This is a genomic window from Streptomyces malachitofuscus (genome assembly GCF_055571035.1).
The window spans coordinates 23,777-48,990 of sequence record NZ_JBVIGA010000018.1; the positions used below are offsets into that span (position 1 = coordinate 23,777).

Genomic DNA, 25,214 nt, shown 5'->3' on the forward strand with positions numbered 1-25,214 from the left:
AGATCGAACGCCCGTCCGGGCTGGTTCCCGACTCCGCGTCAAGGGGCGCGGGGCCCTGCGCCTATCGTTGCTCCAGCGCTCAGTTAAAAGCACAGCCCGACCTGCCGCTCGCGTTAGGACAGCAAGGACAGCGATGCCCACCGACATCACCGCCTCCCCGGGTCAGCAGGCCGACGCCTCCCCGGGTCAGCAGGCCGGCAAGTCCGGCAGGAAGAAAGGGCGCAAAGCCCGTCTGATCGTGCTCGTGCTGGTGCTGGCCCTGATCGGCGGTCTCGCCTACGGGGGGTACTGGACCGTCAGCACCGTGCGGGCCTCCTTCCCCCAGACCACCGGCTCGATCACGCTGAAGGGGCTGTCGGGGAACGTCGACGTCAAGCGCGACGGCTACGGCATCCCGCAGATCTACGCCTCCTCCGACGAGGACCTGTTCATGGCGCAGGGCTATGTCCAGGCGCAGGACCGGTTCTACGAGATGGACGTGCGCCGGCACATGACCGCCGGGCGCCTGTCGGAGATGTTCGGCGCAAGCCAGGTCGACACCGACGAGTTCCTGCGCACCCTCGGCTGGCACCGGATCGCCGAGGAGGAGTACGACAAGAAGCTCTCGCCCGCCACGAAGAAGTACCTCCAGGCGTACGCCAAGGGTGTCAACGCCTACCTGGAGGGCAAGCAGGGCGAGGAGATCTCCCTGGAGTACGCGGCGCTGGGCTTCGAGAACGACTACAAGCCCGGGGAGTGGACCCCGGTCGACTCCGTGGCCTGGCTCAAGGCGATGGCCTGGGACCTGCGCGGGAACATGCAGGACGAGATCGACCGCGCGCTGATGACCAGCCGTCTCGGCCCCCAGCAGATCGCCGACCTGTACCCGGAGTACCCGTACGGCCGGAACAAGCCGGTGATCCAGGAGGGCCAGTACAACGAGCTCACCGGAGCGTACGAGCAGGGCGGGACCACGGGGACCGGAAGCGGCACCGGGACCGGCAACGGCACCGGGACCGGCGACGGCACCGGGACCGGCACGGGCACGGGAACGGCGGGCTCGGGAACGGGCACCGGCACGGAGGCCGGTACGGGCACCGGCACCGGCACCGCGGGCTCCGCGCTGGAGAGCCAGCTGACGGGCCTCCAGGAGGTCATGCGCGACCTGCCCACCGCCGTCGGCATCAACGGCGACGGCATCGGCTCCAACTCCTGGGTCGTCTCCGGTGAGCACACCATCACCGGCGAGCCGCTGCTCGCCAACGACCCGCACCTGTCGGCCTCGCTGCCGTCCGTCTGGTACCAGATGGGCCTGCACTGCCGCGAAGTCTCCGCCGAGTGCCAGTACGACGTCACCGGCTACACCTTCGCGGGCATGCCCGGCGTCATAATCGGCCACAACCAGGACATCGCCTGGGGCCTGACCAATTCCGGCGTCGACGTCACCGACCTCTACCTGGAGAAGATCACCGGCGACGGCTACCAGTACGACGGCAAGGTGGTGCCGTTCACGACCCGCGAGGAGACCATCCGGGTCGCCGGCGGCACGGCGCGGAAGATCGTGGTCCGCGAGACCAACAACGGTCCCCTGCTCTCCGACCGCTCCGACGAACTGGTGAAGACCGGCAAGAAGGCCTCCGTCGACAGCGCGGCCCCCGACCGGGGCGACGGCTACGGCGTCGCCCTGCGCTGGACCGCACTGGACCCGGGCCGCACCATGGACTCCGTCTTCGCCATCAACCGCGCGAAGGACTGGGACGACTTCCGCGAGGCGGCCACGCTGTTCGAGGTGCCCTCGCAGAACCTCGTCTACGCGGACACCGAGGGCCACATCGGCTACACGCTGCCCGGGAAGATCCCCACCCGCGCGGAGAAGCACGACGGTTCCGTCCCCGCCCCGGGCTGGGACGCCGACTACCGGTGGACCGGCTGGATCGACCAGGACGCGCTCCCCTTCGAGCTCGACCCAGAGCGCGGCTACATCGTCACCGCCAACCAGGCCGTCGTCGGCAAGGACTACCCCTACACGCTGACCACGGACTGGGGCTACGGCGCCCGCAGCCGGCGCATCACCGACCTGATCCAGTCGAAGATCAAGGACGGCGGCAAGATCTCCACCGACGACATGCGGCAGATGCAGCTCGACAACTCCAGCTCCATCGCCAAGCTGCTGGTGCCCGACCTGCTGAAGATCGACACCGGTGACGCGGACGTGCGCGAGGCGCAGAAGCTGCTGGAGGGCTGGGACTACACCCAGGACGCCGACTCGGCCGCCGCCGCGTACTTCAACGCCGTGTGGCGCAACGTCCTCAAGCTCGCCTTCGGCCACAAGCTGCCCAAGGAGCTGCGGGCCGAGGGCCAGTGCCTGTGGGTCGACCCGGTCAACACCACCGGCCCCGCCGACGAGGCGGACAAGGTCCGCGAGTGCGGTCAGCGCGCCGCCGACCAGGCGCAGCCGGACGGCGGCGACCGCTGGTTCGAGGTGGTCCGCAAGCTCAAGGACGACCAGGACAGCGAGTGGTGGACGACGCCGAAGAGGGGCACCCGTCCGGGCGCGGACAACCGTGACGAGCTGTTCAAGCGGGCCATGATCGACGCCCGCTGGGAGCTGACCGCCAAGCTGGGCAAGGACATCGACACCTGGAGCTGGGGCCGGCTGCACCGCCTGTTCCTGAAGAACCAGACGCTCGGCACCGAGGGCCCCGGCTTCCTGCAGTACATGCTCAACCGCGGCCCGTGGAAGCTCGGCGGCGGCGAGGCGACGGTCAACGCGACCGGCTGGAACGCGGCCGGCGGCTACGAGGTCGTGTGGGTGCCGTCCATGCGGATGGTGGTCAACCTCGGCGACCTCGACAAGTCGCGGTGGATCAACCTCACCGGCGCCTCCGGACACGCCTACAGCGCCCACTACGTCGACCAGACGGACAAGTGGGCCGAGGGTGAGCTGCTGGAGTGGTCCTTCTCGGAGAAGGCGGTCGAGGAGAGCACGAGCGACACGCTGCTGCTCAAGCCCTGACCGCGGTCGTCCCGCTCCGTGAATCGGCCTCCACGCGCGCGTGGAGGCCGATTCCGTGTCAGGGGCGGGCGCCGAACCGCCGTACGCCGGACGGTGTCACCACCGCGTGCACCGGCCGGTCGTGCGGCTCCTCGGGGACACGGCCGACGACCTCGGCGTCGTACAGCAGCACCACCAGTGCCGGACGGGCGCCCGCGCGGTCCAGCCGGGCGAGCACGCGGTCGTAGGAGCCCCCGCCGCGTCCCAGCCGCATCCCGCGCGCGTCGACGGCCAGTCCGGGCAGCAGGACGACGTCCGCCTCGGTCACGGCGTCCGGTCCGAGGCGTTCGCCGGCCGGCTCGAGCAGGGCCATGCGCCCACCGTGCCGCACCCGCGCGAGGGAGCCCTCCCCCGTGTACGTGCCCCAGTCGAGGTCGTTGTCCGGGAGCAGGGCGGGCAGCAGGACGCGTACGCCCCGTGCGCGCAGCGCGTCCAGCAGCGCGAGCGTGCCGGGTTCGCTCCCCACGGAGACGTAGGCCGCCACCGTGCGCGCGTGCGCGAGTTCGGGCAGCGCGAGTGCCTGCCGGGACAGCGCGGTGGCGGATTCCCGCACTTCATTTGCCGTCAAGCCGTTCCTCGTCTGGAGGATTTGGCGTCGTAGCACCCGCTTGTCAGACTCGTCAGCGCGGTCGTTGTGTCTCAACTCTGTACCCGTACCGTTCCAATATGCTCATATGAGCGGTAAATAACCGGAGCCACAGATTCCCTGCAAAGGCACCGGATATGGTGTCCGGCATGTCACAGTCACACCCTCGGATCAGCAAGGCTGTCATCCCCGCAGCCGGTCTCGGCACCCGGTTCCTGCCGGCCACCAAGGCCACTCCCAAGGAGATGCTGCCGGTCGTCGACAAGCCGGCGATCCAGTACGTGGTCGAAGAGGCCGTCTCCGCCGGTCTCGACGACGTCCTCATGGTGACGGGCCGCAACAAGCGCCCGCTGGAGGACCATTTCGACCGCAATTACGAACTCGAGTCCGCCCTTCAGAAGAAGGGCGACGCCGGCCGCCTCGCCAAGGTCCAGGAGTCCAGCGACCTGGCCACCATGCACTACGTCCGCCAGGGCGACCCCAAGGGCCTCGGCCACGCCGTGCTGTGCGCCGCGCCGCACGTCGGCCACGAGCCCTTCGCCGTCCTCCTCGGCGACGACCTGATCGACCCGCGCGACCCCCTGCTCCAGCGCATGATCGACGTCCAGCAGCAGCACGGCGGCAGCGTCATCGCGCTCATGGAGGTGGCCCCCGAGCAGATCCACCTCTACGGCTCCGCCGCCGTCGAGGCCACCGCGGACTCCGACGTCGTCAAGATCGGCGGCCTGGTCGAGAAGCCGGCCGCCGAGGACGCGCCCTCGAACTACGCCATCATCGGCCGCTACGTCCTCGACCCGGCCGTCTTCGACATACTCCGCAAGACCGAGCCGGGCCGCGGCGGCGAGATCCAGCTCACCGACGCCCTCCAGCAGCTCGTGGCCGACGAAAAGGTCGGCGGGCCGGTGCACGGCGTCGTCTTCAAGGGCCGCCGCTATGACACCGGCGACCGCGGCGACTACCTGCGTGCCATTGTCCGGCTCGCGTGCGAACGTGAGGACCTGGGACCGGACTTCCGGACCTGGCTCCACCGTTATGTCACCGAGGAGATGCAGCAACGTTGAGCACCGCCGCGCCCCGCACCGCAGGCCCGGACCACCTCTGGTCGGTGGACGAGCACCTGGACGACATCCTCGCGACCGTCCGGCCCCTCGAACCCATCGAGTTGCAGCTCCTCGACGCCCAGGGCTGCGTCCTGGTCGAGGACATCACGGTCCCGGTGTCCCTGCCCCCGTTCGACAACAGTTCCATGGACGGGTACGCGGTGCGGGTCGCGGACATCGCGGGCGCCAGCGAGCAGTACCCGGCGTCCCTCGAGGTCGTCGGTGACGTCGCCGCCGGCCAGGCCGACCTCCTCCACGTCGGCCCCGGCCAGGCCGCCCGCATCATGACCGGCGCCCCGCTCCCGCCCGGCGCCGAGACCGTCGTCCCCGTCGAGTGGACCGACGGCGGCCTCGGCGGGGGACCGGCCGCCGGGATGCGCGCCCGCAGCCTGGCCCCGGAGGGCGCCACCGGCCAGGTCGCGGTGCACCGCCCGGCCGCGGCACGCGCGCACGTGCGCGCCCGGGGCAGCGACGTCAAGGCCGGCGACCGCGCGCTGGAGGCCGGCACCGTCCTCGGCCCGCCGCAGATCTCCCTGCTGGCCGCCATCGGCCGCGGCACGGTACGGGTGCGCCCGCGCCCGCGCGTGGTGGTGCTCTCCACCGGCAGCGAACTCGTCCAGCCCGGCGAGGAACTGCGCCCCGGTCAGATCTACGACTCCAACAGCTTCGCCCTCACCGCCGCCGCGCGGGACGCCGGAGCGATCGCCTACCGCGTGGGCGCCGTCGCCGACGACGCCGCGACCCTGCGCGACACCATCGAGGACCAGTTGGTCCGCGCCGACCTGATGGTCACCACCGGCGGTGTGAGCGTGGGGGCGTACGACGTCGTCAAGGAGGCGCTGTCGTACGCGGCCGACGAGGACGAACCCGGCAGCGGCATCGACTTCCGCCGGCTCGCCATGCAGCCCGGAAAGCCCCAGGGCTTCGGCTCCATCGGCCCCGACCACACCCCGCTGCTGGCCCTGCCCGGCAACCCCGTCTCCTCCTACGTGTCCTTCGAGCTGTTCGTCCGCCCCGCCATCCGTACCCTGATGGGCCTGACGGACGTCCACCGGCCGAGGGCCCGCGCGAAGCTCACCGCGGACCGGACCCTGACCTCGCCCAAGGGCCGCCGCCAGTTCCTGCGCGGCCGGTACACCGACGGCGCGGTGACGCCCGTGGGCGGCGCGGGATCGCACCTCGTGGCGGCCCTCGCGCAGGCCGACGCCCTGATCGTCGTCCCCGAGGACGTCGAGTCCGTCCCGCCCGGCACCGACGTCGAGGTGGTCCTGCTCGGCTGAGCAGGACCGGTTGGCGGTACCGTGTCGCGCACAGCAGGCCCGTGCGCCGCACCGCGAGGGGCCAGGACCGGGAGCGCCACACGATCATGACCGTGCCTTCCCGGGGGGCGACCCCCGGATCCTCCGAGCAGCAACGTCTGACCCACATCGACGAGGCGGGCGCCGCCCGTATGGTCGACGTGTCCGGCAAGGACGTCACCGCGCGCACCGCGCGGGCGACCGGCCGCGTCCTCGTCTCCCCGCGCGTGATCGAGCTGCTGCGCGGCGAGGGCGTCCCCAAGGGCGACGCGCTGGCCACCGCGCGCATCGCGGGCATCATGGGCGCCAAACGCACCCCCGACCTGATCCCGCTGTGCCACCCGTTGGCTCTCTCCGGTGTGAAACTGGACCTGTCGGTCGCGGACGACGCCGTGGAGATCGCGGCGACCGTGCGGACGACGGACCGCACGGGTGTCGAGATGGAGGCGCTCACCGCGGTGTCGGTCGCCGCGCTCACCGTGATCGACATGGTCAAGGCGGTCGACAAGAGGGCGGTCATCACGGACGTGCGGGTCGAGGAGAAGACGGGCGGCAAGTCGGGCGACTGGAGCCGGGCATGAGCTACCGGGCGCTTGTCGTCACGGCCTCCAACCGGGCCGCCGCCGGCGTCTACGAGGACAAGGGCGGTCCGCTGATCGCGGAGGGTCTGGCTCGCTTCGGCTTCGCCGTTGACGGTCCCCAGGTGGTCCCCGACGGCGACCCCGTGGAGGCGACGCTCCGCGCGGGCGTGGACGCTGCCTACGACGTCATCGTCACCACCGGCGGCACCGGCATCTCACCCACCGACCGCACCCCGGAGGCGACCCGCCGGGTGATCGACCGCGAGGTCCCCGGCATCGCGGAAGCCATCCGGGCGTACGGCCGGGACAAGGTGCCCACGGCCGCCCTCTCCCGGGGCCTCGCCGGAGTCGCGGGCGGAACCCTGATCGTCAACCTGCCCGGGTCCTCCGGCGGGGTGAAGGACGGGCTCGCCGTCCTGGAGCCGCTGCTGAAGCACGCCGTGGACCAGCTGCGCGGCGGCGACCATCCGAGACCGGACGCCAGTGGCGGGGGTGCGAGCTGAACAGCCCACACTGGCCGGTCGAGCTGGTGGACGGCGACATCGTCCTCCGGCCGATAAAGCTGCGCGACCAGAAGGCCTGGCGCGAGGTCAACCGGCGCAACCGCGACTGGCTGCGGCCCTGGGAGGCGACCATCCCGCCGCCCACGCCCAGCGGCCCGATCACCCATCGCCCGACCTACCGGCAGATGGTCCGCCATCTGCGCTCCGAGGCGAACGCGGGCCGGATGCTGCCCTTCGTCATCGAGTACCAGGGGCGTCTCGTCGGCCAGTTGACCGTCGCAGGGATCACCTGGGGCTCGATGTGCTCGGGCCACGTCGGCTACTGGGTGGACGAGGCCGTGGCCGGACGCGGAGTGGTGCCGACGGCCGTGGCCATGGCCGTGGACCACTGTTTCCGCACCGTCGGGCTGCACCGCATCGAGGTCTGCATTCGCCCGGAGAACATGCCGAGCCGCAGGGTCGCGGAGAAACTCGGATTCCGCGAGGAAGGGCTGCGGCCGCGATATCTGCACATCGACGGCGCCTGGCGGGACCATCTCGTCTTCGCGCTCACGGCGGAAGAAGTCCCCGACGGTTTGCTCGCCCGGTGGCACCGGGCACGCTCTCAGGAGCGCTCCGGCCGCGAGCTGCCCGGACACGAGCGGCACAACCGGGGAATCCCGCATGGACCGGGAAATTGAATAAACGTTCGAATTTGGGCGTGGGTTGACCGTCTTCGAGCCAGGAATTCCGGTTCAGGAGGCCTCCTGAACGTGGCCGTCACAAAAAATGTTCGAAATATCAGCCAGATCGTGCGACACACCGGCCCAATTGGCGGATGGCCCGCGCCAAACCCCTCTACGGTGTGAGGCGTGAGCAGCAGCGGCCTCATCTACGCAGTCATCGTCGGGGCCTGGGCCGCCTACTTGGTGCCGATGTGGCTCCGTAGGCAGGACGAGCTGAACGAGGCCCGTCCGACGGAACGCTTCAGCACCGCCATCCGATTGCTGTCCGGACGGGCGGGCATGGAGCGCCGGTACGCCAAGGACCTGCGGGCGCGCTCCACCGACGAGGGGGAGCAGGGCGTCCACGACCCGGATGCGATCACCGACTCGGTGGACGTCCGGGCCTTCGCCGTGTCCCAGACCCGTCCGCAGACTCAGGCGCCCCTTCCCTCCGCCCCCGAGGAGCGCCCCGAACGGGCGCCCGGCCGGCCCCCGCGCGAACGCGTGGAACGGCGTGCGCCCGAACCTGCCGCCGCGCGGGCACGCGTTCCGGCCGCACGCAGGGCCTCGGAAGCACGCGCGGCGCAGGCCGCGGCCGCGCGCGCCCGGCGCTCGAAGGTGCTGGCCCGGCGCCGGCGCACCACGACGCTTCTCTTCGTCGCCTTCACACTCGGCGCGGTCGTCGCGGCGGTCGGCGGACTCGCCTTCCTCTGGGCGCCCGGTGTGCCGGCCGTGCTGCTGAGCGCGTACATCGCCTATCTGCGCTCCCAGGAGCGCCGCCGGTTCGCCTACCAGATGGACCGCCGCCAGGCCGAGGTCGCGGCGCAGCGGCTGCGCGAGCGCGAGCGCCAGCCGCGCCGCCGCCCGGCCGTCGACGACGCCGACCCCGACGAACCGGAGGGGCCGGAAGCCGGAGCCGTCGCCGACCCGGGTCTGACCGCGCTCGCCGCGGACCGGCGTGCGCTCGTCGAGCAGACCGACCACGCCGAGTGGGTCGACCAGCAGCGCGAACGGCAGCGCCGCCCCGGCCAGGGCGGCGACAGCTGGGACCCCGTCCCGGTCCCGCTCCCCACGTACGTCACGGCCCCGGTCGCCCCGCGCGCCGCCGGCGACGTGGACCTCGGCGCCCCGGACACCTGGAGCTCGGCCCGCTCGAGCGCCGTGCCGGCGGAGGAGACGGCGTCGCCGCCGGCCGAGGAGACGGACCCCGACCCCGACTCCGCCGTTCCCGCCGACGAGCGCACCGACGCCCGCCGCGCGGCCTCGGCCCGCCGCTCCCGCGAGCGCGGCCGCACCCCGCTCTTCGACCAGTACGAGGACGGCGACCGCCCGAAGGCGGCCAACGAGTAGCCCTCGGCCCCACCGGCGGCAACGGATTACCGAGCACCCCGATCGGGATGCTAAAGTTTCACTCGTTGCAAGGGCCTGTGGCGCAGTCCGGTAGCGCACCTCGTTCGCATCGAGGGGGCCAGGGGTTCAAATCCCCTCAGGTCCACCGCAGCTGAGCCCCCGCCGAGAAATCGGCGGGGGCTTCTTTCGTCAGTCGGTGGTCCCGTCCGTCGTCTCCCGAGCACCCGTCGGTGGCTGCTCCACGACGAAGGACCCTTTGCCGCGCACGGTCACGATGAGTCCGCGCTCACGGAGTTCCTGCGCCGCCCGCCGTGCGGTGAGCCGGGCCACCCCGTACTCATCGGCGAGGTGATTCTCCGAGGGGATCGGCCTGTCCGGTGCCAGCTCACCTGCCTGGATCTTCTTGGCGATCACGTCAGCCAGTTGAACGTAGAGCGGTCGGGCGCTCATCGGGTCGAGAGCCGGCTGCGGCTTTGTTGCATCGCTCATATGTCCACCGTATGCATGGGCATACGTCCACTAACGAGTGGATCCCTCTGCACTTGTATGCAGAGGGCTATAGATGGATGTAGCTTCACGAGGAGACCCCGGCGAGGTGGCTAGACCTCCCGGGGCATGGCCAACGCTGCGAAGGAGCGTCGACATGCATGACCTTATCCACCGCCTCGCTCATTGGCTGGGCCCTTGGGCCCCGGCACCGGGAGCCACCGTGCGGGCGACCCGCTCCCTGCTCATCCCGCCCCTGACCGCACCACCAACGACACCGTCCGCCTCCCCTCCCACCGTTTCCCGTACTGCTCGCACCTCCCTATCGACGGAGGCGACTCCCGGCTCGTGCGCCCCTACGTCGCCGCCTGCCTGGACACGAGCGTCGTCGGTGTCGCTGAAAGGGTGGCGGCGTGACGCATCCGTATGCCTCGCTCAGGCTTCTGCCCTGGTCCTCGCCGGACGGGAAGCCGTGCTTCCTCGCCAACGGTGGTGACGGGTACGTCTCCTGGATGGCCGACGAGGCGGAGGCACGACAGCTCGCCGACGGCCTGGACGTACTCGAGCGCGCCCGGCGCGTCCTGGAGGACCCGATGTCACCGCACGTCGAGGTGCGGTACGGCGCCATCCGCCTGGCCGAGTGCCTCGCCGACGCACTGCGCGTCGCGGAGTCCCGCGGCCGCCGCCTGCCCCAGTCCGACGGCGAAGGCGACGACCACGTCGACACGACGCCCGGCGGGGAGCCCGAGGCAGCGCCCCGATCAGTCGGCCTCGAGACCGCTCCCGTCCCAAAGGAACGCCCCTGACCGGCGCCAGCACCCCCCTCCCGCACACCGCCCTTCCCGTCCCGCCGAGTGGGCAGGACGGACGGGTTGTGTGCGGGGCACGGGCGCCCGCCGGGCCGCCACGGTGTCGTAGCGGCCTTCTGTCGGCGCGGGCCGTTATGTCGCGGGGGACGAGGGAACGGAGGGGGCTGCCGACCAGAATTCGGAGGGGACGTTCGGGTCCGGGATGGGACTTCCCGCGTAGTTGGGGCCGACTGTGTCAGTGGCCGGCGGTGACACGGAGGACTTGGTCACGCAAGGCGTGGCCACCTCGAAAAAGGCCTGGCCATTTCCGCCGAAGAGCAACCGTACGTTGAAATCATCGGGCGTCCTGAAATACGTGGCAGGGCTCTTGGCGCTGCGGTTGACGCCGAGCTGCCGATATCCCTGTGACTTCCAGTAGCGTTCCACGACGCCCAGAAAACTGCCTCGGCGCTCCGAGGAAATGATGGTCATCACCGCTCGGCGTCGCGATACGTCACAGCTGCCCTCGGTGGATTCACCGTGGGTCCAGTGGATGGCTGGCTTGATGGCCGCGAAGGTGCCGTCAAGGATTTTGTCGGCTTTTTCGGCGGCTTCCTGCATGTTCATCTCTGTCCCATCGCCGGAGGATGAATCACCTGAAGTGCCGCAGCCGGCCGCAAAAAGTATCGCCACGGTGGCGACTGCGGCGGTGATGGCCCTCATCGTGGCTGCTCCAAAACGATCTCGTCGGCCCTCCCGGCCACGATTTTGGCAATGTTGTCCGCTGACATCTGGTCCTTGGTCGGAGTGAAATACTGTGAGTGTGCGTCAGTCCCACCCTCAATCAGGGTGGGACCATCGTCCACCATGAAGCGCGTGGCGCCGAACGCCTTGCTCGCGGGGTCGGTGCCGAACCAGATCTGGCTGGGGTCGGTCTGCTGGTCCTGGGCCGTGTAACCAGCGATGCCGCCGACTACGGAACCTGCCACACCGCCGACGAGCCCTCCTGGAGGGCCGGCGATGCCCAACCCCAGAACGAGCCCTGCCGACCCGCCGCCGGCGACTCCGGCCCCCATGCCGCCGGCCTCCTGCTGATTGGGGAGTTTGGTGACGATGTCGTTGTCCGCTGCGCCGACGTACACGTGACCTTCACCGACATTCAACTCGTCAGCGGTCTTCGCGCCGGTGCCGGGACTTCCGACGAGGATGATGTCGTCAGCTCCGGGAACTCCGCCCTTTTCCTGTGCGGCCAAACCGACGGTGAGGGAGCCGTATGAGTGCCCGATTGCAGTGATGTGAGGGTCGGCGTTTTCGTTCGTTGCGGAGATTCCAGCCATGAAACTGTTGTAGGCAGGAGCTCCCGCCTCGGCGTTTTCTCTGAACATGACGTCGGTGTTGGCGGCCAGGTCCTGGGCGGAGAGTTGGGGTGCGTCGTAACCGAGCCAGACTATTGACGCGGTTGACGTGTGAGGATCGGCTTCGGCGGCGCCGAGGGCAGTGTCCTGGGCCCGCTTGAGCGTACCGTCGGCGAACTCCTTGTCCAGCCTGGTGCCGAGGCCCGGTACATAAGCTGAGACGTTACGTGCCGTGTCGGGATTGCCGTAAGAAACTATGGCGCGGCCGTTGCCTTCGTCTCCGATGCCCAGCAGGTACATGGGCGGTACGCTCGGAGCTTCCAACTTGCCGCGGATGTCCTTCAACCCGTCCAGCATGGTCTGGGACTTTTCGTCCTCCTGCCCGGAGAGTTTCCCGATCAGGAGCTGGATGTTCTCCCGATTGGCCTCGTCCCGGACGACGGCCGGAATGCCGTCCAGGTTGCCGATCACGTCCGGGTATACGGCCAGGTACTGGTCTTGTTGCTCCTGCGTGAGTTGGTCCCACCAGGCCTTGCGATCCGCGGGGGACTTGTCGCGGGGAATGCCGGCTTCCAGATGGTCCGCGGCGGCGCCGACGGCTGCGGTGTCGGCGGCGGCGTCGGCCCAGGTCTTCTCGTCGACACGGAGGCCCGGGGCGGCCTTGAGTTTGCTGAGCGCTGCTCTGTACCGCTCGTCGATCTCACGGGCCTCGCGTAGGGCGTGGGCGATGCGGTCGGCGATGTCCTGTGCCTTGGCGTGGTGCGGATTGGGGTTGATCAGGCCGGGCGCCTCAGGTGTGTACAGCCCTTTGTCATTTGGTGGGTGCAGCCCTCGGTTGTCCGAGGTGAGCATGCCGTTGTTGCCCACAGCTGTTCCACCTGGGATCTCGGTGCCGGTCAGCTCGTTCTTGCCGCCGGCGGGATACCCGATGCTTCCATCCGCGTGCACCGTGTACGACAGGGCGGTTGCATCCTCCAGCGCGTCCTTCAGCCGCCGCCGAGGAGCGGCGATTTCAGACGAAAGGCCGCTCACAGAGGCGCGGATCAGGCCGCATTCAGCATGGATGTAGTGGTAGTTACTGCTCAGCCGTCTGAGGCGTCGGATGGCTGCCTTCGCCGACTCGCTCTCCTGAGTCTTCGCCAGACGACCGGACATCTCGGCGTCCACACGCTCGCCCGCGGCGTCCGCGTGGTGTGACACCTTGGCCCAGCTGTCCTCGGCGTCGTCCAGCTTCGACAATTCGAGATCTCGCAGTTGCTGCCAGGTCAACGTGGAGGCCACTATTCACGGCCTCCCGTCGGCACGCTCACGGAACGCACTGCGGCCACAGTGGCAGCCTCGCGCTCGCCCATCTCCTTGGCGACGGCGCGCAGCTTGGGCCCCAGCGACTCGCACTCCCCGCGTACCGCCTCCAAGCGCTTCTCCCAGGACGCGAGTACGGTTATCAGCACCTCCACGCTCGCCAGGCCCTCCGCGCCCTTCGGCACGCCTGTGTGCCCGGACTGCAGGTGCTTCTTCGTCGACTCGGTGCTGATTCTCAGGTCGTCCGCTGTACCTGCCGCCCGGGTCCACGGCCCGCCCGAGTGCTGAAGAGTGCCTGAGCCACCGGCGGTCCCGGCCCCCGCCCCGCCCCTAGGCGTGTCACCGCCCTGGTCGGCGGGCAGTTGGTTGAGCCGCATCCGTGCGATGTGCCGATCGGCCGCTTCGGCCTTCAACTGTTCCCATTCGTCCCACGCCATGCGCGGCCCCTCCCCCTGCCGTGCGCCGCCGAACTGATATGAGCGCGTCGTCGTCGCGCCGTGGTGATCAGTAGGGACGCTAACGGACGATCTTCTTCTGCTTCATGCGCAGGGGGCACCAGAGTGTCTGAGTATGTGTACTCAGGCAGAATCCGGCCATCAGAGTCCAGTCATCGGCTGGTGGCAGTCGTACCGCGGGCTCGCTCCGAGCCACTCGGTTCGCTACAGCGTTTTCGCGTAGCAGCGGCTTTCCTCGTGGTGGCGGTAGTAGCCGAACTTCTCGCACGGCTCGTAGCCGCTGGAGGCGTACAGGGCGATGGCCTCCGGCTGCTTCGTGCCGGTTTCCAGGACCATGCGGACGCGGCCGGCCGCGCGGGCGTCCTCCTCCAGGGCGGCCAGGATGCGGCGGGCGAGGCCCCGGCCGCGCATCTGCTCGATCACGTACATGCGCTTGAGCTCGGCGTCGCCGTCGCGGTTGCCCTCGCCGTTGGCGTCCTGGACGCGCCAGCCGCCGGAGGCCACGGGGACGTCGGCCTCGTCGTACGCGATCAGGTAGACGCCGTTCGGGGGCGTGAAGTCCGCCGGGTGCATGGGGGTGGAGTCGCCGCCGTCCCCGTAGCGGACGTGGTACTCGGCCTGGACCTCGGCGTCCAGCTTCACGGCGTCGGGGTGGTCGTAGGGGACCGGGCGGATTTCCATGCCGATTACGGTAAAACATGCGCGGACATGGAGTGTCGTATCGTGCCCTGATGCTTACTGTGACCTCCGTCAACGTCAATGGGCTGCGGGCCGCCGCCAAGAAGGGCTTCGTGGAGTGGCTGGCCGGGACCTCCGCCGATGTGATCTGTCTGCAGGAGGTGCGGGCGGAGGCGAAGCAGTTGCCGGAGCAGGTGCGGGAGCCCGAGGGGTGGCACGTCGTGCACGCTCCCGCCGCTGCCAAGGGACGTGCGGGGGTGTCCCTGTACTCCCGGCGTGAGCCCGACCGGGTGCAGGTGGGGTTCGGGTCGGCGGAGTTCGACGGCAGCGGGCGGTACGTGGAGGTCGATCTGCCGGGTGTGACGGTCGCCTCGTTGTATCTGCCGTCCGGGGAGGTCGGGACCGAGCGGCAGGAGGAGAAGGTCCGGTTCATGGGCGAGTTCCTCGCCTACCTCAAGGGGCTGCGGGAGCGGGCCGCCGCCGATGGGCGCGAGGTCGTCGTCTGCGGGGACTGGAACATCGCCCATGAGAAGGCCGACCTGAAGAACTGGCGGGGGAACACCAAGAGTTCCGGTTTCCTGCCGGAGGAGCGGGAGTGGCTCTCGCGCGTGCTCGATCCGTCCGACGGCGGGTACGTCGACGTGGTGCGGAAGCTGCACCCGGACGTCGAGGGGCCGTACACATGGTGGTCGTACCGGGGACGGGCGTTCGACAACGACACGGGGTGGAGGATCGACCTCGCCGTGGCGACTCCCGGGCTCGCGGCCCGCGCCGTCAAGGCGTACGTCGAGCGCGCCGCGACCCACGCCGAGCGGTGGTCGGACCACGCGCCGGTGACCGTGGTCTTCGAGGGCGTTCCGGCCGCGGCGGGCTGACGCCGACGCACCCGGGACCGCGCCGGAGCCGTCGGCGCCGGCAGCGGGAGCCCGGTCGGATCGACCCGTGATCCGGGCAGCGGAGCGAACGCTGTCAGGGGCCCTTCACGACCGTGGCGTCGTGACCATGACGAACGAGAGCACCACTCTCCGGGACACAGCCGCCCCTTCCGCAAAGACGGTCACGGGCCCGCTCGTCCTCCCCTTCCCGGCCGTCAGTCCCTGTCGGGCGGCGGTGGGGGCAGGATGCGGCAGAGGGCCTCGAGGGCCGCGCCGAAACCGTGGTCGGGAGGTGCGGCGTAGCCGACGACCAGGCCGTCGTGCGCGGGCATGGTGGCGGCCGGGTGCCGGAAGCCGGCGAGCCCGTCCACGGCGACGCGCTGCCGGGCAGCGGCCTTGGTCACCGACCGTTCGCTGCCGGGCGGAAGGCTCAGCACCGCGTGCAGTCCGGCGGCGATGCCGGTGGGCACGACGTGTGGCGCCCGGCGGGCGAGCAGGGCGATCAGACGGTCTCTGCGGTCCCGGTAGCGTTGCCGGCTCCGGCGGATGTGCCGGTCGTAGTGGCCCGACTCGATGAAGTCGGCGAGGGTCAGCTGGTCCGTGACACCGGCCCACGCCTCGCGCTCGCCCTTGGCGTGCAGCACGGGTTCCACCAGGTGGTCCGGCAGCACCATCCACCCCAGCCTCAGCGCGGGGGAGAGGCTCTTGCTGAGCGAGCCGAGGTACACGACGCGCTGCGGATCGAGTCCCTGGACGGCGCCCACCGGATCCCGGTCGTAGCGGAACTCCCCGTCGTAGTCGTCCTCCAGCAGCAGACCCCCGCTCCCGCGCGCCCAGTCCACCGCGGTGGCCCGCCGTTCGGCGTGGAGCGGACCTCCGGTGGGGAACTGGTGGGCGGGAGTGAGCAGCGCCGCCCGTACCTCCTTCAGCGCGGACAGTTCCGTGGTGCGCGCCCCGTGCTCGTCCAGCGTCAGGGGCACGGTCCGCACCCGCGCCGCGTCGAGGACCGACCGGTGGAACGGCAGTCCGTAGGACTCCACGGCCAGGGGGCCGCGCAGTACCTTCGCGCCGAAGAGCAGCCTCAGGGCGTGCGCGACACCGGAGCACACCACGATCGTCTCGGGGCTGGTGCGTACGCCCCGCACGCGGGACAGGTACGCGGCGAGGGCACGTCGCAGCTCGGGCCGTCCGCGAGGGTCACCGGGGCCGAACGCCTCACCGGGCGCCGCGTTCAGTGCCCGTCGTGCGGCGGCCAGCCAGGCAGTACGGGGGAAGGAGGTGACATCCGGCAGGCCCTGCCGCAGGTTGTGGGCGGGCGGCTCCCGGCGGACCGGCACCGGCTCGGGGACGCGCGGGGAGGGTGCCGGCCTCGCCCTGGGCGCCACCCGGGTCCCCGATCCCTGGCGGGCGATCAGCCAGCCCTCGGCGACGAGTTCGGCGTAGGTCTGGGCGACGGTGTTGCGGGCCAGCCCGAGGTCGGCGGCGAGTGACCGGTAGGGAGGGAGCCGGGTGCCCGGTGCCAGGCGTCCTTCCGTGATCGCCTCGCGCAGCGCTCGGCCGAGCACGGCGCGGCGGCTGCCACCCTTGGTCGTGTCCAGGACCAGGTGGAGGTCGCTGCCGATGCGCTCGGCCGGATTGACCCATGAATCAGCCATGGAAATGCACCCTACGCGGGGTCTTTCGCCCGCCTAGCGTGGTGGTCACGAGGAACGGGGAACGGGCCCGGCGCGAGGCCGGGACCGCAGACGGCCCGGGGCGGTTCGCGCCGGTCCGTCCCCCGCCGTCGCACCGGCCCGACCACGCCCCGAGGAGATGTCCGTGAACGCGTCCGCCCAGCCCGTTCTCGTCCGTGCCGATTCCGCCGAGACGTTGCAGGACGGGGCCACGAGCCTCATCACCCTGCTCGCCGACTCCGATCGGACCCAGGGGGCGCTGACGGCCAACCGGGCCACCCTGCGCAAGGGTTCCCCGGGCGCCCCCGCCCACTTCCACACCAGGGCGACCGAGATGTTCTTCGTGCTCGGCGGCAGCCTGCGGGTGCTGCTCGGTGACCGGGTCGTCACCCTGGGGGCGGGCGACTTCGTGACGGTGCCGCCACGACTGCCGCACGCCTTCGCCCCGGCCCGGGGTGAGGAGGCCGACGTCCTGGTCGCCTTCACGCCCGGTATGGACCGCTTCGACTACTACCGTCTGCTGGAGCGCGTGTACCGGGGGGAGGCCACCGTGGAGGACATCAAGGCCGGCTCCGAACAGTACGACAACCACTACTGCGCCAGCCCTCTCTGGCAGGCGGAGCTCGCCGACGCCTGACGGGCCGTGAGGGCCGGGTCCGTCCGTGCCGCCGGAAGGGACGCGTCGACCGGCGGTGCGGGCACGGCTCCCCGGCCGCCGGGGCGGTCAGTCCTGCTTGCGCAGGCGCCGGTCCAGGGCCAGCGACAGTTCCGCGTCGACCACGCTGCGGGCCAGCGGGCGCAGGCGGTGGAGGGCCTCCTCCGGGGCGTGGCGGAGGATCAGGTCGGCGAAGAGGTCGGCCAGGGCGTCGGCGTGGGTGCGGACCTCCGCGCCGGTGCGGAGCACCTCGGCGAGCGGGATGCCTTCGCGGACCAGGGCCGACGACACGTCCAGCAGGCGGCGGCTGATGTGGACGATCTCCTCGCCGTCGACGCCGAGGTAGCCGAGGTCCAGTGCGGCGGCCAGGTTCTCCGGGGTGACCTCGCCGGAGAAGTGGTCGGCCAGTTCCTCGGGGGTGAGGCGGGCCGGCGTCTCCTCGGTGGGGGTGTCCATGCCGAGGAGGTCGCCGACGTCGCGGCCGTGGTCGAAGGCCTCGGCGAGCTCCGCTATGCCGTTCAGGGTGTGGCCGCGTTCCAGGAGTGCCGTGATGGTGCGCAGCCGGGCCAGGTGCTGGTCGTCGTACCAGGCGATACGGCCTTCGCGGCGCGGTGGCGGGATCAGTTTGCGTTCGCGGTAGAACCGCAGCGTGCGCACCGTGATGCCGGCCAGCCTGGCCAGCTCCTCCATGCGGTACTCGCGCCGTTCACCGGGTCCTTCGCTGTCTGCTGCCACGTCTGAAGCCTAGGGCGTACCGGCGGTAAGTTTCCTCGCACGCCCCCTACCCATCAGTACGGAGCTGCTCTACTCTCCCCATTGCGCCAGTGTTCACTGGCAGGGTTCTGAGCGATGCGTGGAGGCTTCGGGATGGCCGAGCACGAGCACGAACATGTACGGGTGGCGGTGGTCGGGTCCGGGTTCGGCGGCCTCGGGGCCGCCGTCCGGCTGAGGCGCGAGGGGATCACCGACTTCGTCGTCCTGGAGCGGGCGGGCAGCGTCGGCGGCACCTGGCGCGACAACAGCTATCCCGGCTGTGCGTGCGACGTGCCCTCGCATCTCTACTCCTTCTCCTTCGCGCCCAATCCGGACTGGCCCCGCTCCTTCTCCGGACAGGAGCACATCCGCGCCTACCTGGAGCACGTCACCGACGTCTTCGGCCTGCGCCCGCACCTCCGCTTCGACTCGGAGGTGAAGCGGATGGCGTGGGACGCCGAGCGGCTGCGCTGGGACATCGAGACCACCAGTGGGAACCTCAGCGCCGATGTGGTGGTCTCCGCCACCGGTCCGCTGTCCGAGCCGAAGCTGCCGGACGTGCCCGGGCTCGACACCTTCCCCGGCAAGGTGTTCCACTCCGCCCAGTGGGACCACGACTACGACCTGCGCGGCAAGCGGGTCGCCATGATCGGCACCGGGGCGTCCGCGATCCAGATCGTGCCGTCGATCCAGCCGCTCGTGTCCCGGCTGACCCTCTTCCAGCGCACGCCCGCCTGGGTCCTGCCCCGCGTCGACCGGCCGATCAGCGGTGCGGAGCGCGCCCTGCACCGCACCCTGCCCTTCACCACGAAGATCCGCCGCGGACTGCTGTGGGGCGTACGGGAGCTGCAGGTCCAGGCGTTCACCAAGCACCCCGGCGAGCTCGGCTTCGTCGAGCGGCTGGCCAAGCGCAACATGGCCCGCGCCGTCAAGGACCCGGCCCTGCGCGCCAGGCTCACGCCCGACTACCGCATCGGCTGCAAGCGGATCCTGCTGTCCAGCACCTACTACCCGGCGCTCGCGCAGCCCAATGTCGACGTCGTCGCGAGCGGACTGAGCGAGGTGCGCGGGTCGACCGTCGTCGCCGCGGACGGGACCGAGGCCGAGGTCGACGCGATCGTGTTCGGCACCGGGTTCCACGTCACCGACATGCCGATCGCCGAGCGGGTCGTCGGCGCCGAGGGGAAGACCCTCGCCGAGGCGTGGGCGGGCGGGATGCAGGCGCTGCGCGGCGCGGCCGCCGCCGGGTTCCCCAACTGGATGACGGTCATCGGGCCCAACACCGGCCTCGGGAACTCCTCCATGATCCTGATGATCGAGTCCCAGCTGAACTACCTGGCCGACTACCTGCGCCAGCTGGATGTCCTGGGCGGCCGGGTCGCCCTCGACGCCCGCCCCAGCGCCGTACGCGCCTGGAACCACCGGGTGCAGGAGCGGATGAAGCGCACGGTGTGGAACACCGGCGGCTGTACCAGCTGGTACCTCGACGCGAGCGGGCGCAACACCACCATCTGGCCGGGAACCACGGCCGAGTTCCGACGCGAGACACGGCGCGTGGACCTCGCCGAGTACGCCGTTCTGCGCGCCGCCCCCGCCCGGCCGGAGCCCACCCGGGAGAACACCGAGGTGACCGCATGAGCCGCCTCACCCACGTCACCTCCGGGCCCTACGCCCCGCCCGCCGCCGCCCGCGAACTGACCGCCCTGTCCGCCGACGGCGCCCGGCTGCACGTCGAGGTGCACGGACCCGAGCGGGCGCCCGCGGTCGTGCTCGCCCACGGCTGGACCTGCTCGACCGCCTTCTGGGCGGCGCAGATCCGCGAACTGGCCGCCGACCACCGGGTCATCGCCTACGACCAGCGCGGCCACGGACGTACGCCCGCGAGCCCGGCGTGCAGCACCCAGGCGCTCGCCGACGACCTGGAGGCGGTGCTCACCGCCACCCTCGCGCCAGGCGAGCGGGCCGTGATCGCCGGGCACTCCATGGGCGGGATGACGGTGATGGCCGCGTCCGCCCGGCCCGCGTTCCGCGAGCACGCCGCCGCCGTCCTGCTGTGCAGCACCGGCAGTTCGCGGCTGGTGGACGAGTCGACGGTGCTGCCGATGCGGCCGGGACGGGTGCGGACCTGGCTGACCCACCGTGTCCTCGGCTCCCGGGCGCCGCTCGGACCGGTCACCCCGATGGCCCGCCGGATCCTCAAGTACGCCACGATGGGCCCCGCTTCGGCGGCGGACATGGTCGAGGCCTGCGCCCGCATCGTGCACGCCTGCCCGCGCGGGGTGCGGCACGCCTGGTCGCACGTCCTCGGCGAACTCGATCTCGAGTACGGGGTCCGGGAGTTGCGCGTGCCCACCGAGATCGTCGCGGGTGCGGCGGACCGGCTCACCCCGCCCGTGCACGCCCGGACACTGGCCGCCGCGCTGCCGCAGTGCCTCGGCGTCACCGAGCTGCCGGGGATCGGCCACATGACGCCGGTCGAGGCGCCCGACCTGGTCACCGGAAAGATCCGGGCGCTGGCCGCCGCCCACATCCACGCCGAACCCGCCGTCGAGGAGAGCGCATGAGCAGGGTCAGTCTCGAAGGAAAGGTCGCCGTCGTCACCGGAGCGGCGCGCGGTGTCGGGGAGTTGCTGGCCCGCAAGCTGTCCGCGCGCGGGGTGAAGGTGGCGCTGGTCGGGCTGGAGCCGGACGCGCTGAAGGACGTCTCCGCGCGGCTGCACAGCGACAGCGACCACTGGTACGCGGACGTCACCGACCACGAGGCGATGGCCCGGGTCGCCGGCGAGGTGCGGGAGCGCTTCGGCCGGGTGGACATCGTCGTCGCCAACGCCGGTGTGGCCACGGGCGGTCCGTTCGCCGACTCCGACCCGGAGTCCTGGCGGCGGGTGATCGAGGTGAACCTGATCGGATCGGCGGTCACCGCGCGGGCGTTCCTGCCGCTGCTCGCCGAGAGCCGCGGCTATCTGCTCCAGATAGCCTCCCTCGCCGCGATCACCCCCGCTCCGATGATGACGGCGTACTGCGCCTCCAAGTCCGGTGTGGAGGCGTACGCGCACAGCCTTCGCGCCGAAGTCGGTTACCGGGGCGTGAGGGTGGGCGTCGGCTATCTGTCGTGGACCGACACCGACATGGTGCGCGGGGCCGACCAGGACGACGTGATGCGGGAGTTGCGGCAGCGGCTGCCGTGGCCGTCCAACAAGACCTACCCGCTGGGGCCCGCCGTGGACCGGCTGGTGGCGGGGATCGAGCGGCGGTCGAGCCATGTGTACGGGCAGTGGTGGCTGCGGGGCATGCAGGGAGTGCGCGGGTACCTCCCGGCGGTCATCGGCACCGTGGGGCAACGGGAGATGAGGCGGTTCGCCGACCGGCTCGACGGGGTCCGCAAGGGACTGGTCGGGGCCGGCGGGAACGCCGACGAACAGCACCGCGCTACTGTGCGTAAGTGATCGACATGCGCAGGGTGACGGCCCGTGTGAATCTGGTCGGGCAAGTTCCCCCACCCCACACGGGAGTGAACCCACATGGGTATGAAGGACCAGTTCCAGGAGAAGTCCGAGCAGTTCCAGCAGCAGGCCAAGCAGCGTGCCCAGCAGGGCAAGGAGCAGCTGCAGAACCGCGGCCGCCGGCGTGACGAGGACATGGACGAGCAGCGCCGTCAGCGCGAGTCCGAGGAGCGCTTCGACCAGGACTACGAAGTCTGACGTCGCGCACTGAAGAAGGAGGGGTGCCCTGTGGCGAAGGGGCACCCCTTCTTCATGCCCTCGGCGGCAGCTCGGGCCGGGAACGGTCGGGGACGTCGCGGTACGAGGGCGGCGTGGCCGGGGGGTTGGCCTCCAGCAGCTCCAGGGCGATCCGCACCGCGTCGTCGAGCACCGCGTACCGGCCCTCGGCCCAGTCCAGCGGGGTGCGCAGCGCCTCCAGGTCGGGCTCGACGCCCTTGTTCTCCACGGACCAGCCGTAGGCGTCGAACCAGGCCGCGTTCATCGGCACCGTGATCACCGTGCCGTCCCCGAGCCGGTGCCGGCCGGTCATGCCGACGACTCCGCCCCAGGTGCGCTGGCCCACCACCGGGCCCAGCTCCAGCAGCTTGAACGCAGCGGTGATCATGTCGCCGTCGGAGCTGGTCGCCTCGTCCGTCAGCGCCACGACCGGCCCGCGCGGGGCGTTGGAGGCGTACGACACCGGCTGGGCGTCGCGGGTGAGGTCCCAGCCGATGATGGTGCGGGTCAGCTTCTCGACGACGAGTTCGCTGATGTGCCCGCCGGCGTTGCCACGCACGTCCACGATCAGCGCGGGCCGGGACATCTCCATGCGCACGTCGCGGTTGAACTGGGCCCAGCCGGAGCCGCCCATGTCGGGGATGTGCAGATAGCCGCAGCGGCCGCTGCTCAACTCCCTCACCACACCGCGGCGTTTGGCCACCCAGTCCTGGTAGCGCAGCGGCGTCTCGTCGATCAGCGGGACGACGGCGACCCGCCGGGGCGGGCCCTCGCCCTCGGCCGGTTGGAACGTCAGCTCCACCGTCGTACCGCCCGCGCCGGCGAGCAGCGGGTAGGGGCCGGTGACCGGGTCCACGGGGCGGCCGTCGACGTGGGTGAGGACGGCCCCCTCCCGGATGCCGGTGCCGGCCAGCGGGGAGCGGGCCCGGGAGTCGGAGGAGTCGCCGGGCAGGATCCGCTTGACCGTCCAGCCCTCCTCGCGGGGCACGAGGTTGGCACCGAGGAGGCCCTGGCGGCGCTGGTAGTGCGGAGGGCCCTCGTTGCGGCGGGCGGCGGTGACGTAGGCGTGGGAGGTGCCGAGTTCGCCGAGCACCTCGCGCAGCAGGTCCGCGAACTCGTCGGGGGAGGCGACGCGTTCGACCAGTGGGCGGTACTGGTCGAGCACCGCCTCCCAGTCGATGCCGCACATGCCGGGCTCCCAGAAGTAGGCGCGGATCAGCCGGCCCGCCTCCGCGTACGCCTGGCGCCACTCGGCCGCCGGGTCGGCCTCGTGCAGGATGCGGCGGGCGTCGATCCACACCGTGGAGTCGCTGTCGCCGGGCTCGGTGGCGGGGACCGCGCGCAGTTCGCCCTCGTCGACCACGACCATCCGGGTGCCGTCGCCGCTGACCGCGAAGAAGTCCAGGTCCGCGACGAGTTCGGCCCGCTTCGCCTTGCCGATGTCGAAGTGCTCCAGGGCGGGCCGGCCGCTGGTGTCGTCGGGGTTGACGAAGGTCTCGCCGAGCGCGCCGGAGATCGGCCAGCGCAGCCACACCAGACCGCAGCCCGCGACCGGGTACAGCCCCGAGTACTTGGAGGCGGCCACGGGGAACGGGGTGACCCTGCTCTCCAGGCCCTCCGCCTCGACGGTCACCGTGCCGGAGTCGGCGCCCTCCTCGGCGTCCTCGCGCTCGACCGGGTCCAGGCCGCCGGCGGCCGGACGTCCCTCGGGGTTGAGGGCGAACGGGGAGGGGGTCGCCGACGACAGGGGCACCAGATAGGGGCGGCAGCCCAGCGGGAAGGACAGATCGCCGGTGTGCACGTCGTACACCGGGTCGAAGCCGCGCCAGGACAGGAAGGCGAGATAGCGGCCGTCCCGGGTGAAGACGGGGTTCTCGTCCTCGAAGCGGCCGCCTGTGACGTCGAGGACGAGCCGGTCCTTGATCCGGGCGAGTTTGATCTGCCGCAGCGAGCGCCCGATGACCGGGTGGGACCAGGCCAGCCAGGCCCCGTCGGGGGAGAAGGCGAGGTCGCGCACGGGCCCGTTGCCGGAGTGGATCAGTTCGGTGACCTCGCCCCCGTCCTCCTCGCCGGTGCCGACCAGTAGCAGCCGTCCGTCGTGCGCGGCGACGGCCAGCCGCTCCCCGTCCGGGTCGGCCACCATTTCCAGCACCCGGCCCAGCTTTCCCCGGGCGAGTCTCCGGGGCTCGCGCTGACCGGTCGCGCGGGGCAGCGAGGCGATCTCGACGGCGTCGTCGCCCTCGGCGTCCGTCACGTACGCCACCTGGTCGCCGGCGCCGAGCATCTCCGGCAGCCGGACCCGTACGCCCGGGGTGTCGGTGAGGGTGCGGGCGGGGCCGTCGCGGTGGGTGAGCCAGTACAGGCTGCCGCGTACGACGACGGCGCTGGCCCGGCCGGTCTCGTCGACGGAGAGGCCGTCCAGGTGCCGTGCGGCCGGCACCTGGTAGGGGCGGCGCCCGGCCCGCGGCCCGCTCGGCGTCACGTCGAGCCGGCGCGGGACGGAGCCGGGGGACAGGTCCTCCACGAGCCACAGGTCGCCGGCGCACTGGTAGACGACCCGGGTGCCGTCGCTGGCGGCGTGCCGGGCGTAGAAGGCGTCGTGGTCGGTGTGGCGGCGCAGGTCGGAGCCGTCGTACGCGCACGAGTACAGGTTGCCGACACCCTCGTGGTCGGAGAGGAAGGCGATCCGCCCGCCGACGAACATGGGGGAGTGCAGATGGCCGTCGAGGCCGTCGAGCAGCCGGTGCCCGTGCAGCCAGAGCCTGCCCGTGGCGCCGCCCCGGTAGCGCTTCCAGGAGGCCGGTTCGTGCGGCGGGGTGCCGGTGAGCAGCAGCGACTTGCGTTCACCGGCGATGTCGGCGACCTGGATGTCGGACACCGGGCCCCAGGGCAGCTTGCGGCCGGGACTGCCGTCGCAGGCGAGCTTGTAGGCCCAGGTGAAGTAGGAGAAGGGCTCGCCGTGGGAGGCGACGGCGAGGATCTCGGCGTGGCCGTCCTCGTCGGGGGGTGCCCAGCCGCAGACCCGGGTGTCGGAGCTGCCCCAGTAGGTGAGGCGCCGCCCGGGCCCGCCGTCCACCGGCACGAGATGGACCTCGGGGTCGAGGCTGTGCCAGCTCGTGTACGCGATGTGCCGGCCGTCGGGGGAGAAGCGGGGGTGGCCGAGTTTGGTGCGGTCGACGGTGAGCCGCCAGGCGCGGCCGGGGCCGTCGAGCGGGGCGAGCCAGAGGTCGTCCTCGGCCACGAAGCACAGCAGGTCGTCCTTGAGGTGCGGCAGACGCAGATAGGTCACCTTTCCCATGCTTTTCCGGGGGATGGACCGC

General features: G+C 71.2%; 23 protein-coding genes and 1 tRNA gene. 15 read left to right on the forward strand and 9 right to left on the reverse strand.

The features are described from left to right. Window positions 1–133: 133 nt before the first annotated feature. Window positions 134–2,995 (forward strand): penicillin acylase family protein, encoded by a 2,862-nt coding sequence (locus ACZ44S_RS24900; RefSeq protein ID WP_466932617.1) that lies wholly within the window; start codon window positions 134–136, stop codon window positions 2,993–2,995. A gap of 58 nt (window positions 2,996–3,053) precedes the next feature. Here the strand turns inward: ACZ44S_RS24900 and ACZ44S_RS24905 are convergent, their stop codons facing one another. Beyond that, window positions 3,054–3,677, reverse strand: coding sequence for a 5-formyltetrahydrofolate cyclo-ligase (locus ACZ44S_RS24905; protein ID WP_466932619.1), 624 nt, complete (start codon window positions 3,675–3,677; stop codon window positions 3,054–3,056). 92 nt (window positions 3,678–3,769) lie between these two features. Here ACZ44S_RS24905 and galU point away from each other — a divergent pair, with 92 nt between their 5' ends. The 7 genes from galU to ACZ44S_RS24940 all read left to right on the forward strand — a co-directional run bounded on the left by galU (window position 3,770) and on the right by ACZ44S_RS24940 (window position 9,301). Next, window positions 3,770–4,681 (forward strand): UTP--glucose-1-phosphate uridylyltransferase GalU, encoded by a 912-nt coding sequence (galU, locus tag ACZ44S_RS24910; RefSeq protein ID WP_466932620.1) that lies wholly within the window; start codon window positions 3,770–3,772, stop codon window positions 4,679–4,681. Further along, window positions 4,678–6,000, forward strand: coding sequence for a molybdotransferase-like divisome protein Glp (gene glp / locus ACZ44S_RS24915; protein ID WP_466932622.1), 1,323 nt, complete (start codon window positions 4,678–4,680; stop codon window positions 5,998–6,000). The genes galU and glp overlap by 4 nt, the downstream gene beginning before the upstream one ends. Before the next feature lie 86 nt (window positions 6,001–6,086). Further along, on the forward strand, window positions 6,087–6,599 hold the full coding sequence (gene moaC, locus ACZ44S_RS24920; RefSeq protein ID WP_466932624.1) for a cyclic pyranopterin monophosphate synthase MoaC: 513 nt from the start codon (window positions 6,087–6,089) through the stop codon (window positions 6,597–6,599). Next, a complete protein-coding gene (locus tag ACZ44S_RS24925; RefSeq protein WP_466932625.1) occupies window positions 6,596–7,102 on the forward strand; it encodes a MogA/MoaB family molybdenum cofactor biosynthesis protein in 507 nt (168 codons plus the stop codon). The genes moaC and ACZ44S_RS24925 overlap by 4 nt, the downstream gene beginning before the upstream one ends. 26 nt (window positions 7,103–7,128) lie before the next feature. Next, on the forward strand, window positions 7,129–7,782 hold the full coding sequence (locus ACZ44S_RS24930) for a GNAT family N-acetyltransferase (RefSeq protein WP_466932627.1): 654 nt from the start codon (window positions 7,129–7,131) through the stop codon (window positions 7,780–7,782). Between the two features lie 171 nt (window positions 7,783–7,953). Then, window positions 7,954–9,156, forward strand: coding sequence for a divisome protein SepX/GlpR (gene sepX, locus ACZ44S_RS24935; RefSeq protein ID WP_466932629.1), 1,203 nt, complete (start codon window positions 7,954–7,956; stop codon window positions 9,154–9,156). Window positions 9,157–9,227: 71 nt separating this feature from the next. Beyond that, a tRNA-Ala gene (locus tag ACZ44S_RS24940) sits at window positions 9,228–9,301 on the forward strand. A 44-nt stretch (window positions 9,302–9,345) separates the two neighbouring features. Here the strand turns inward: ACZ44S_RS24940 and ACZ44S_RS24945 are convergent. Next, entirely contained in the window at window positions 9,346–9,645 is a 300-nt protein-coding gene (locus tag ACZ44S_RS24945) for a GntR family transcriptional regulator (RefSeq protein WP_466932631.1), read from the reverse strand. Between the two features lie 410 nt (window positions 9,646–10,055). On the opposite strand from ACZ44S_RS24945, the gene ACZ44S_RS24950 reads away from it, so the two are divergent. Next, on the forward strand, window positions 10,056–10,448 hold the full coding sequence (locus ACZ44S_RS24950; protein WP_466932633.1) for a hypothetical protein: 393 nt from the start codon (window positions 10,056–10,058) through the stop codon (window positions 10,446–10,448). A gap of 135 nt (window positions 10,449–10,583) precedes the next feature. On the opposite strand, the gene ACZ44S_RS24955 is transcribed toward ACZ44S_RS24950, so the two are convergent. From ACZ44S_RS24955 to ACZ44S_RS24970, 4 genes are all read right to left on the reverse strand, one after another. Beyond that, window positions 10,584–11,153 carry a hypothetical protein gene (locus ACZ44S_RS24955; protein ID WP_466932635.1) on the reverse strand — a complete coding sequence of 190 codons (570 nt, stop codon included), beginning with the start codon at window positions 11,151–11,153 and terminating at the stop codon, window positions 10,584–10,586. Beyond that, window positions 11,150–13,066: an alpha/beta hydrolase gene (locus ACZ44S_RS24960; RefSeq protein WP_466932637.1), complete on the reverse strand. Its 1,917-nt coding sequence runs from the start codon at window positions 13,064–13,066 to the stop codon at window positions 11,150–11,152. The genes ACZ44S_RS24955 and ACZ44S_RS24960 overlap by 4 nt, the downstream gene beginning before the upstream one ends. Further along, the gene (locus tag ACZ44S_RS24965) at window positions 13,066–13,524 is read right to left on the reverse strand and encodes an amino acid ABC transporter permease (protein ID WP_466932639.1); all 459 of its coding nucleotides are present in this window, start codon (window positions 13,522–13,524) and stop codon (window positions 13,066–13,068) included. Before ACZ44S_RS24965 ends, ACZ44S_RS24960 begins: the two co-directional genes overlap by 1 nt. 222 nt (window positions 13,525–13,746) lie before the next feature. Further along, window positions 13,747–14,223: a GNAT family N-acetyltransferase gene (locus tag ACZ44S_RS24970; protein WP_466932641.1), complete on the reverse strand. Its 477-nt coding sequence runs from the start codon at window positions 14,221–14,223 to the stop codon at window positions 13,747–13,749. A 50-nt stretch (window positions 14,224–14,273) separates the two neighbouring features. Here ACZ44S_RS24970 and ACZ44S_RS24975 point away from each other — a divergent pair, with 50 nt between their 5' ends. Continuing rightward, entirely contained in the window at window positions 14,274–15,095 is an 822-nt protein-coding gene (locus ACZ44S_RS24975) for an exodeoxyribonuclease III (protein WP_466932643.1), read from the forward strand. Window positions 15,096–15,310: 215 nt separating this feature from the next. On the opposite strand, the gene pdxR is transcribed toward ACZ44S_RS24975, so the two are convergent. Continuing rightward, window positions 15,311–16,750, reverse strand: a complete 1,440-nt coding sequence (pdxR, locus tag ACZ44S_RS24980) for a MocR-like pyridoxine biosynthesis transcription factor PdxR (RefSeq protein WP_466932645.1) — start codon at window positions 16,748–16,750, stop codon at window positions 15,311–15,313. Window positions 16,751–16,907: 157 nt separating this feature from the next. On the opposite strand from pdxR, the gene ACZ44S_RS24985 reads away from it, so the two are divergent. Beyond that, window positions 16,908–17,405: a cupin domain-containing protein gene (locus tag ACZ44S_RS24985; protein ID WP_466932647.1), complete on the forward strand. Its 498-nt coding sequence runs from the start codon at window positions 16,908–16,910 to the stop codon at window positions 17,403–17,405. Window positions 17,406–17,492: 87 nt separating this feature from the next. Here the strand turns inward: ACZ44S_RS24985 and ACZ44S_RS24990 are convergent, their stop codons facing one another. After that, on the reverse strand, window positions 17,493–18,113 hold the full coding sequence (locus ACZ44S_RS24990; RefSeq protein ID WP_466932875.1) for a MerR family transcriptional regulator: 621 nt from the start codon (window positions 18,111–18,113) through the stop codon (window positions 17,493–17,495). A 177-nt stretch (window positions 18,114–18,290) separates the two neighbouring features. Between ACZ44S_RS24990 and ACZ44S_RS24995 the strand changes: the two genes are divergently transcribed. The 4 genes from ACZ44S_RS24995 to ACZ44S_RS25010 all read left to right on the forward strand — a co-directional run bounded on the left by ACZ44S_RS24995 (window position 18,291) and on the right by ACZ44S_RS25010 (window position 21,876). Next, window positions 18,291–19,814, forward strand: a complete 1,524-nt coding sequence (locus tag ACZ44S_RS24995; protein WP_466932649.1) for a flavin-containing monooxygenase — start codon at window positions 18,291–18,293, stop codon at window positions 19,812–19,814. Continuing rightward, on the forward strand, window positions 19,811–20,740 hold the full coding sequence (locus tag ACZ44S_RS25000) for an alpha/beta fold hydrolase (protein WP_466932651.1): 930 nt from the start codon (window positions 19,811–19,813) through the stop codon (window positions 20,738–20,740). Before ACZ44S_RS24995 ends, ACZ44S_RS25000 begins: the two co-directional genes overlap by 4 nt. Further along, entirely contained in the window at window positions 20,737–21,621 is an 885-nt protein-coding gene (locus tag ACZ44S_RS25005) for an SDR family oxidoreductase (RefSeq protein WP_466932653.1), read from the forward strand. The genes ACZ44S_RS25000 and ACZ44S_RS25005 overlap by 4 nt, the downstream gene beginning before the upstream one ends. Before the next feature lie 75 nt (window positions 21,622–21,696). Then, window positions 21,697–21,876 carry a hypothetical protein gene (locus tag ACZ44S_RS25010; RefSeq protein WP_149548789.1) on the forward strand — a complete coding sequence of 60 codons (180 nt, stop codon included), beginning with the start codon at window positions 21,697–21,699 and terminating at the stop codon, window positions 21,874–21,876. A gap of 52 nt (window positions 21,877–21,928) precedes the next feature. Here ACZ44S_RS25010 and ACZ44S_RS25015 read toward each other — a convergent pair whose 3' ends face one another. Further along, on the reverse strand, window positions 21,929–25,183 hold the full coding sequence (locus ACZ44S_RS25015) for a S41 family peptidase (RefSeq protein ID WP_466932655.1): 3,255 nt from the start codon (window positions 25,181–25,183) through the stop codon (window positions 21,929–21,931). Window positions 25,184–25,214 lie beyond the last annotated feature (31 nt).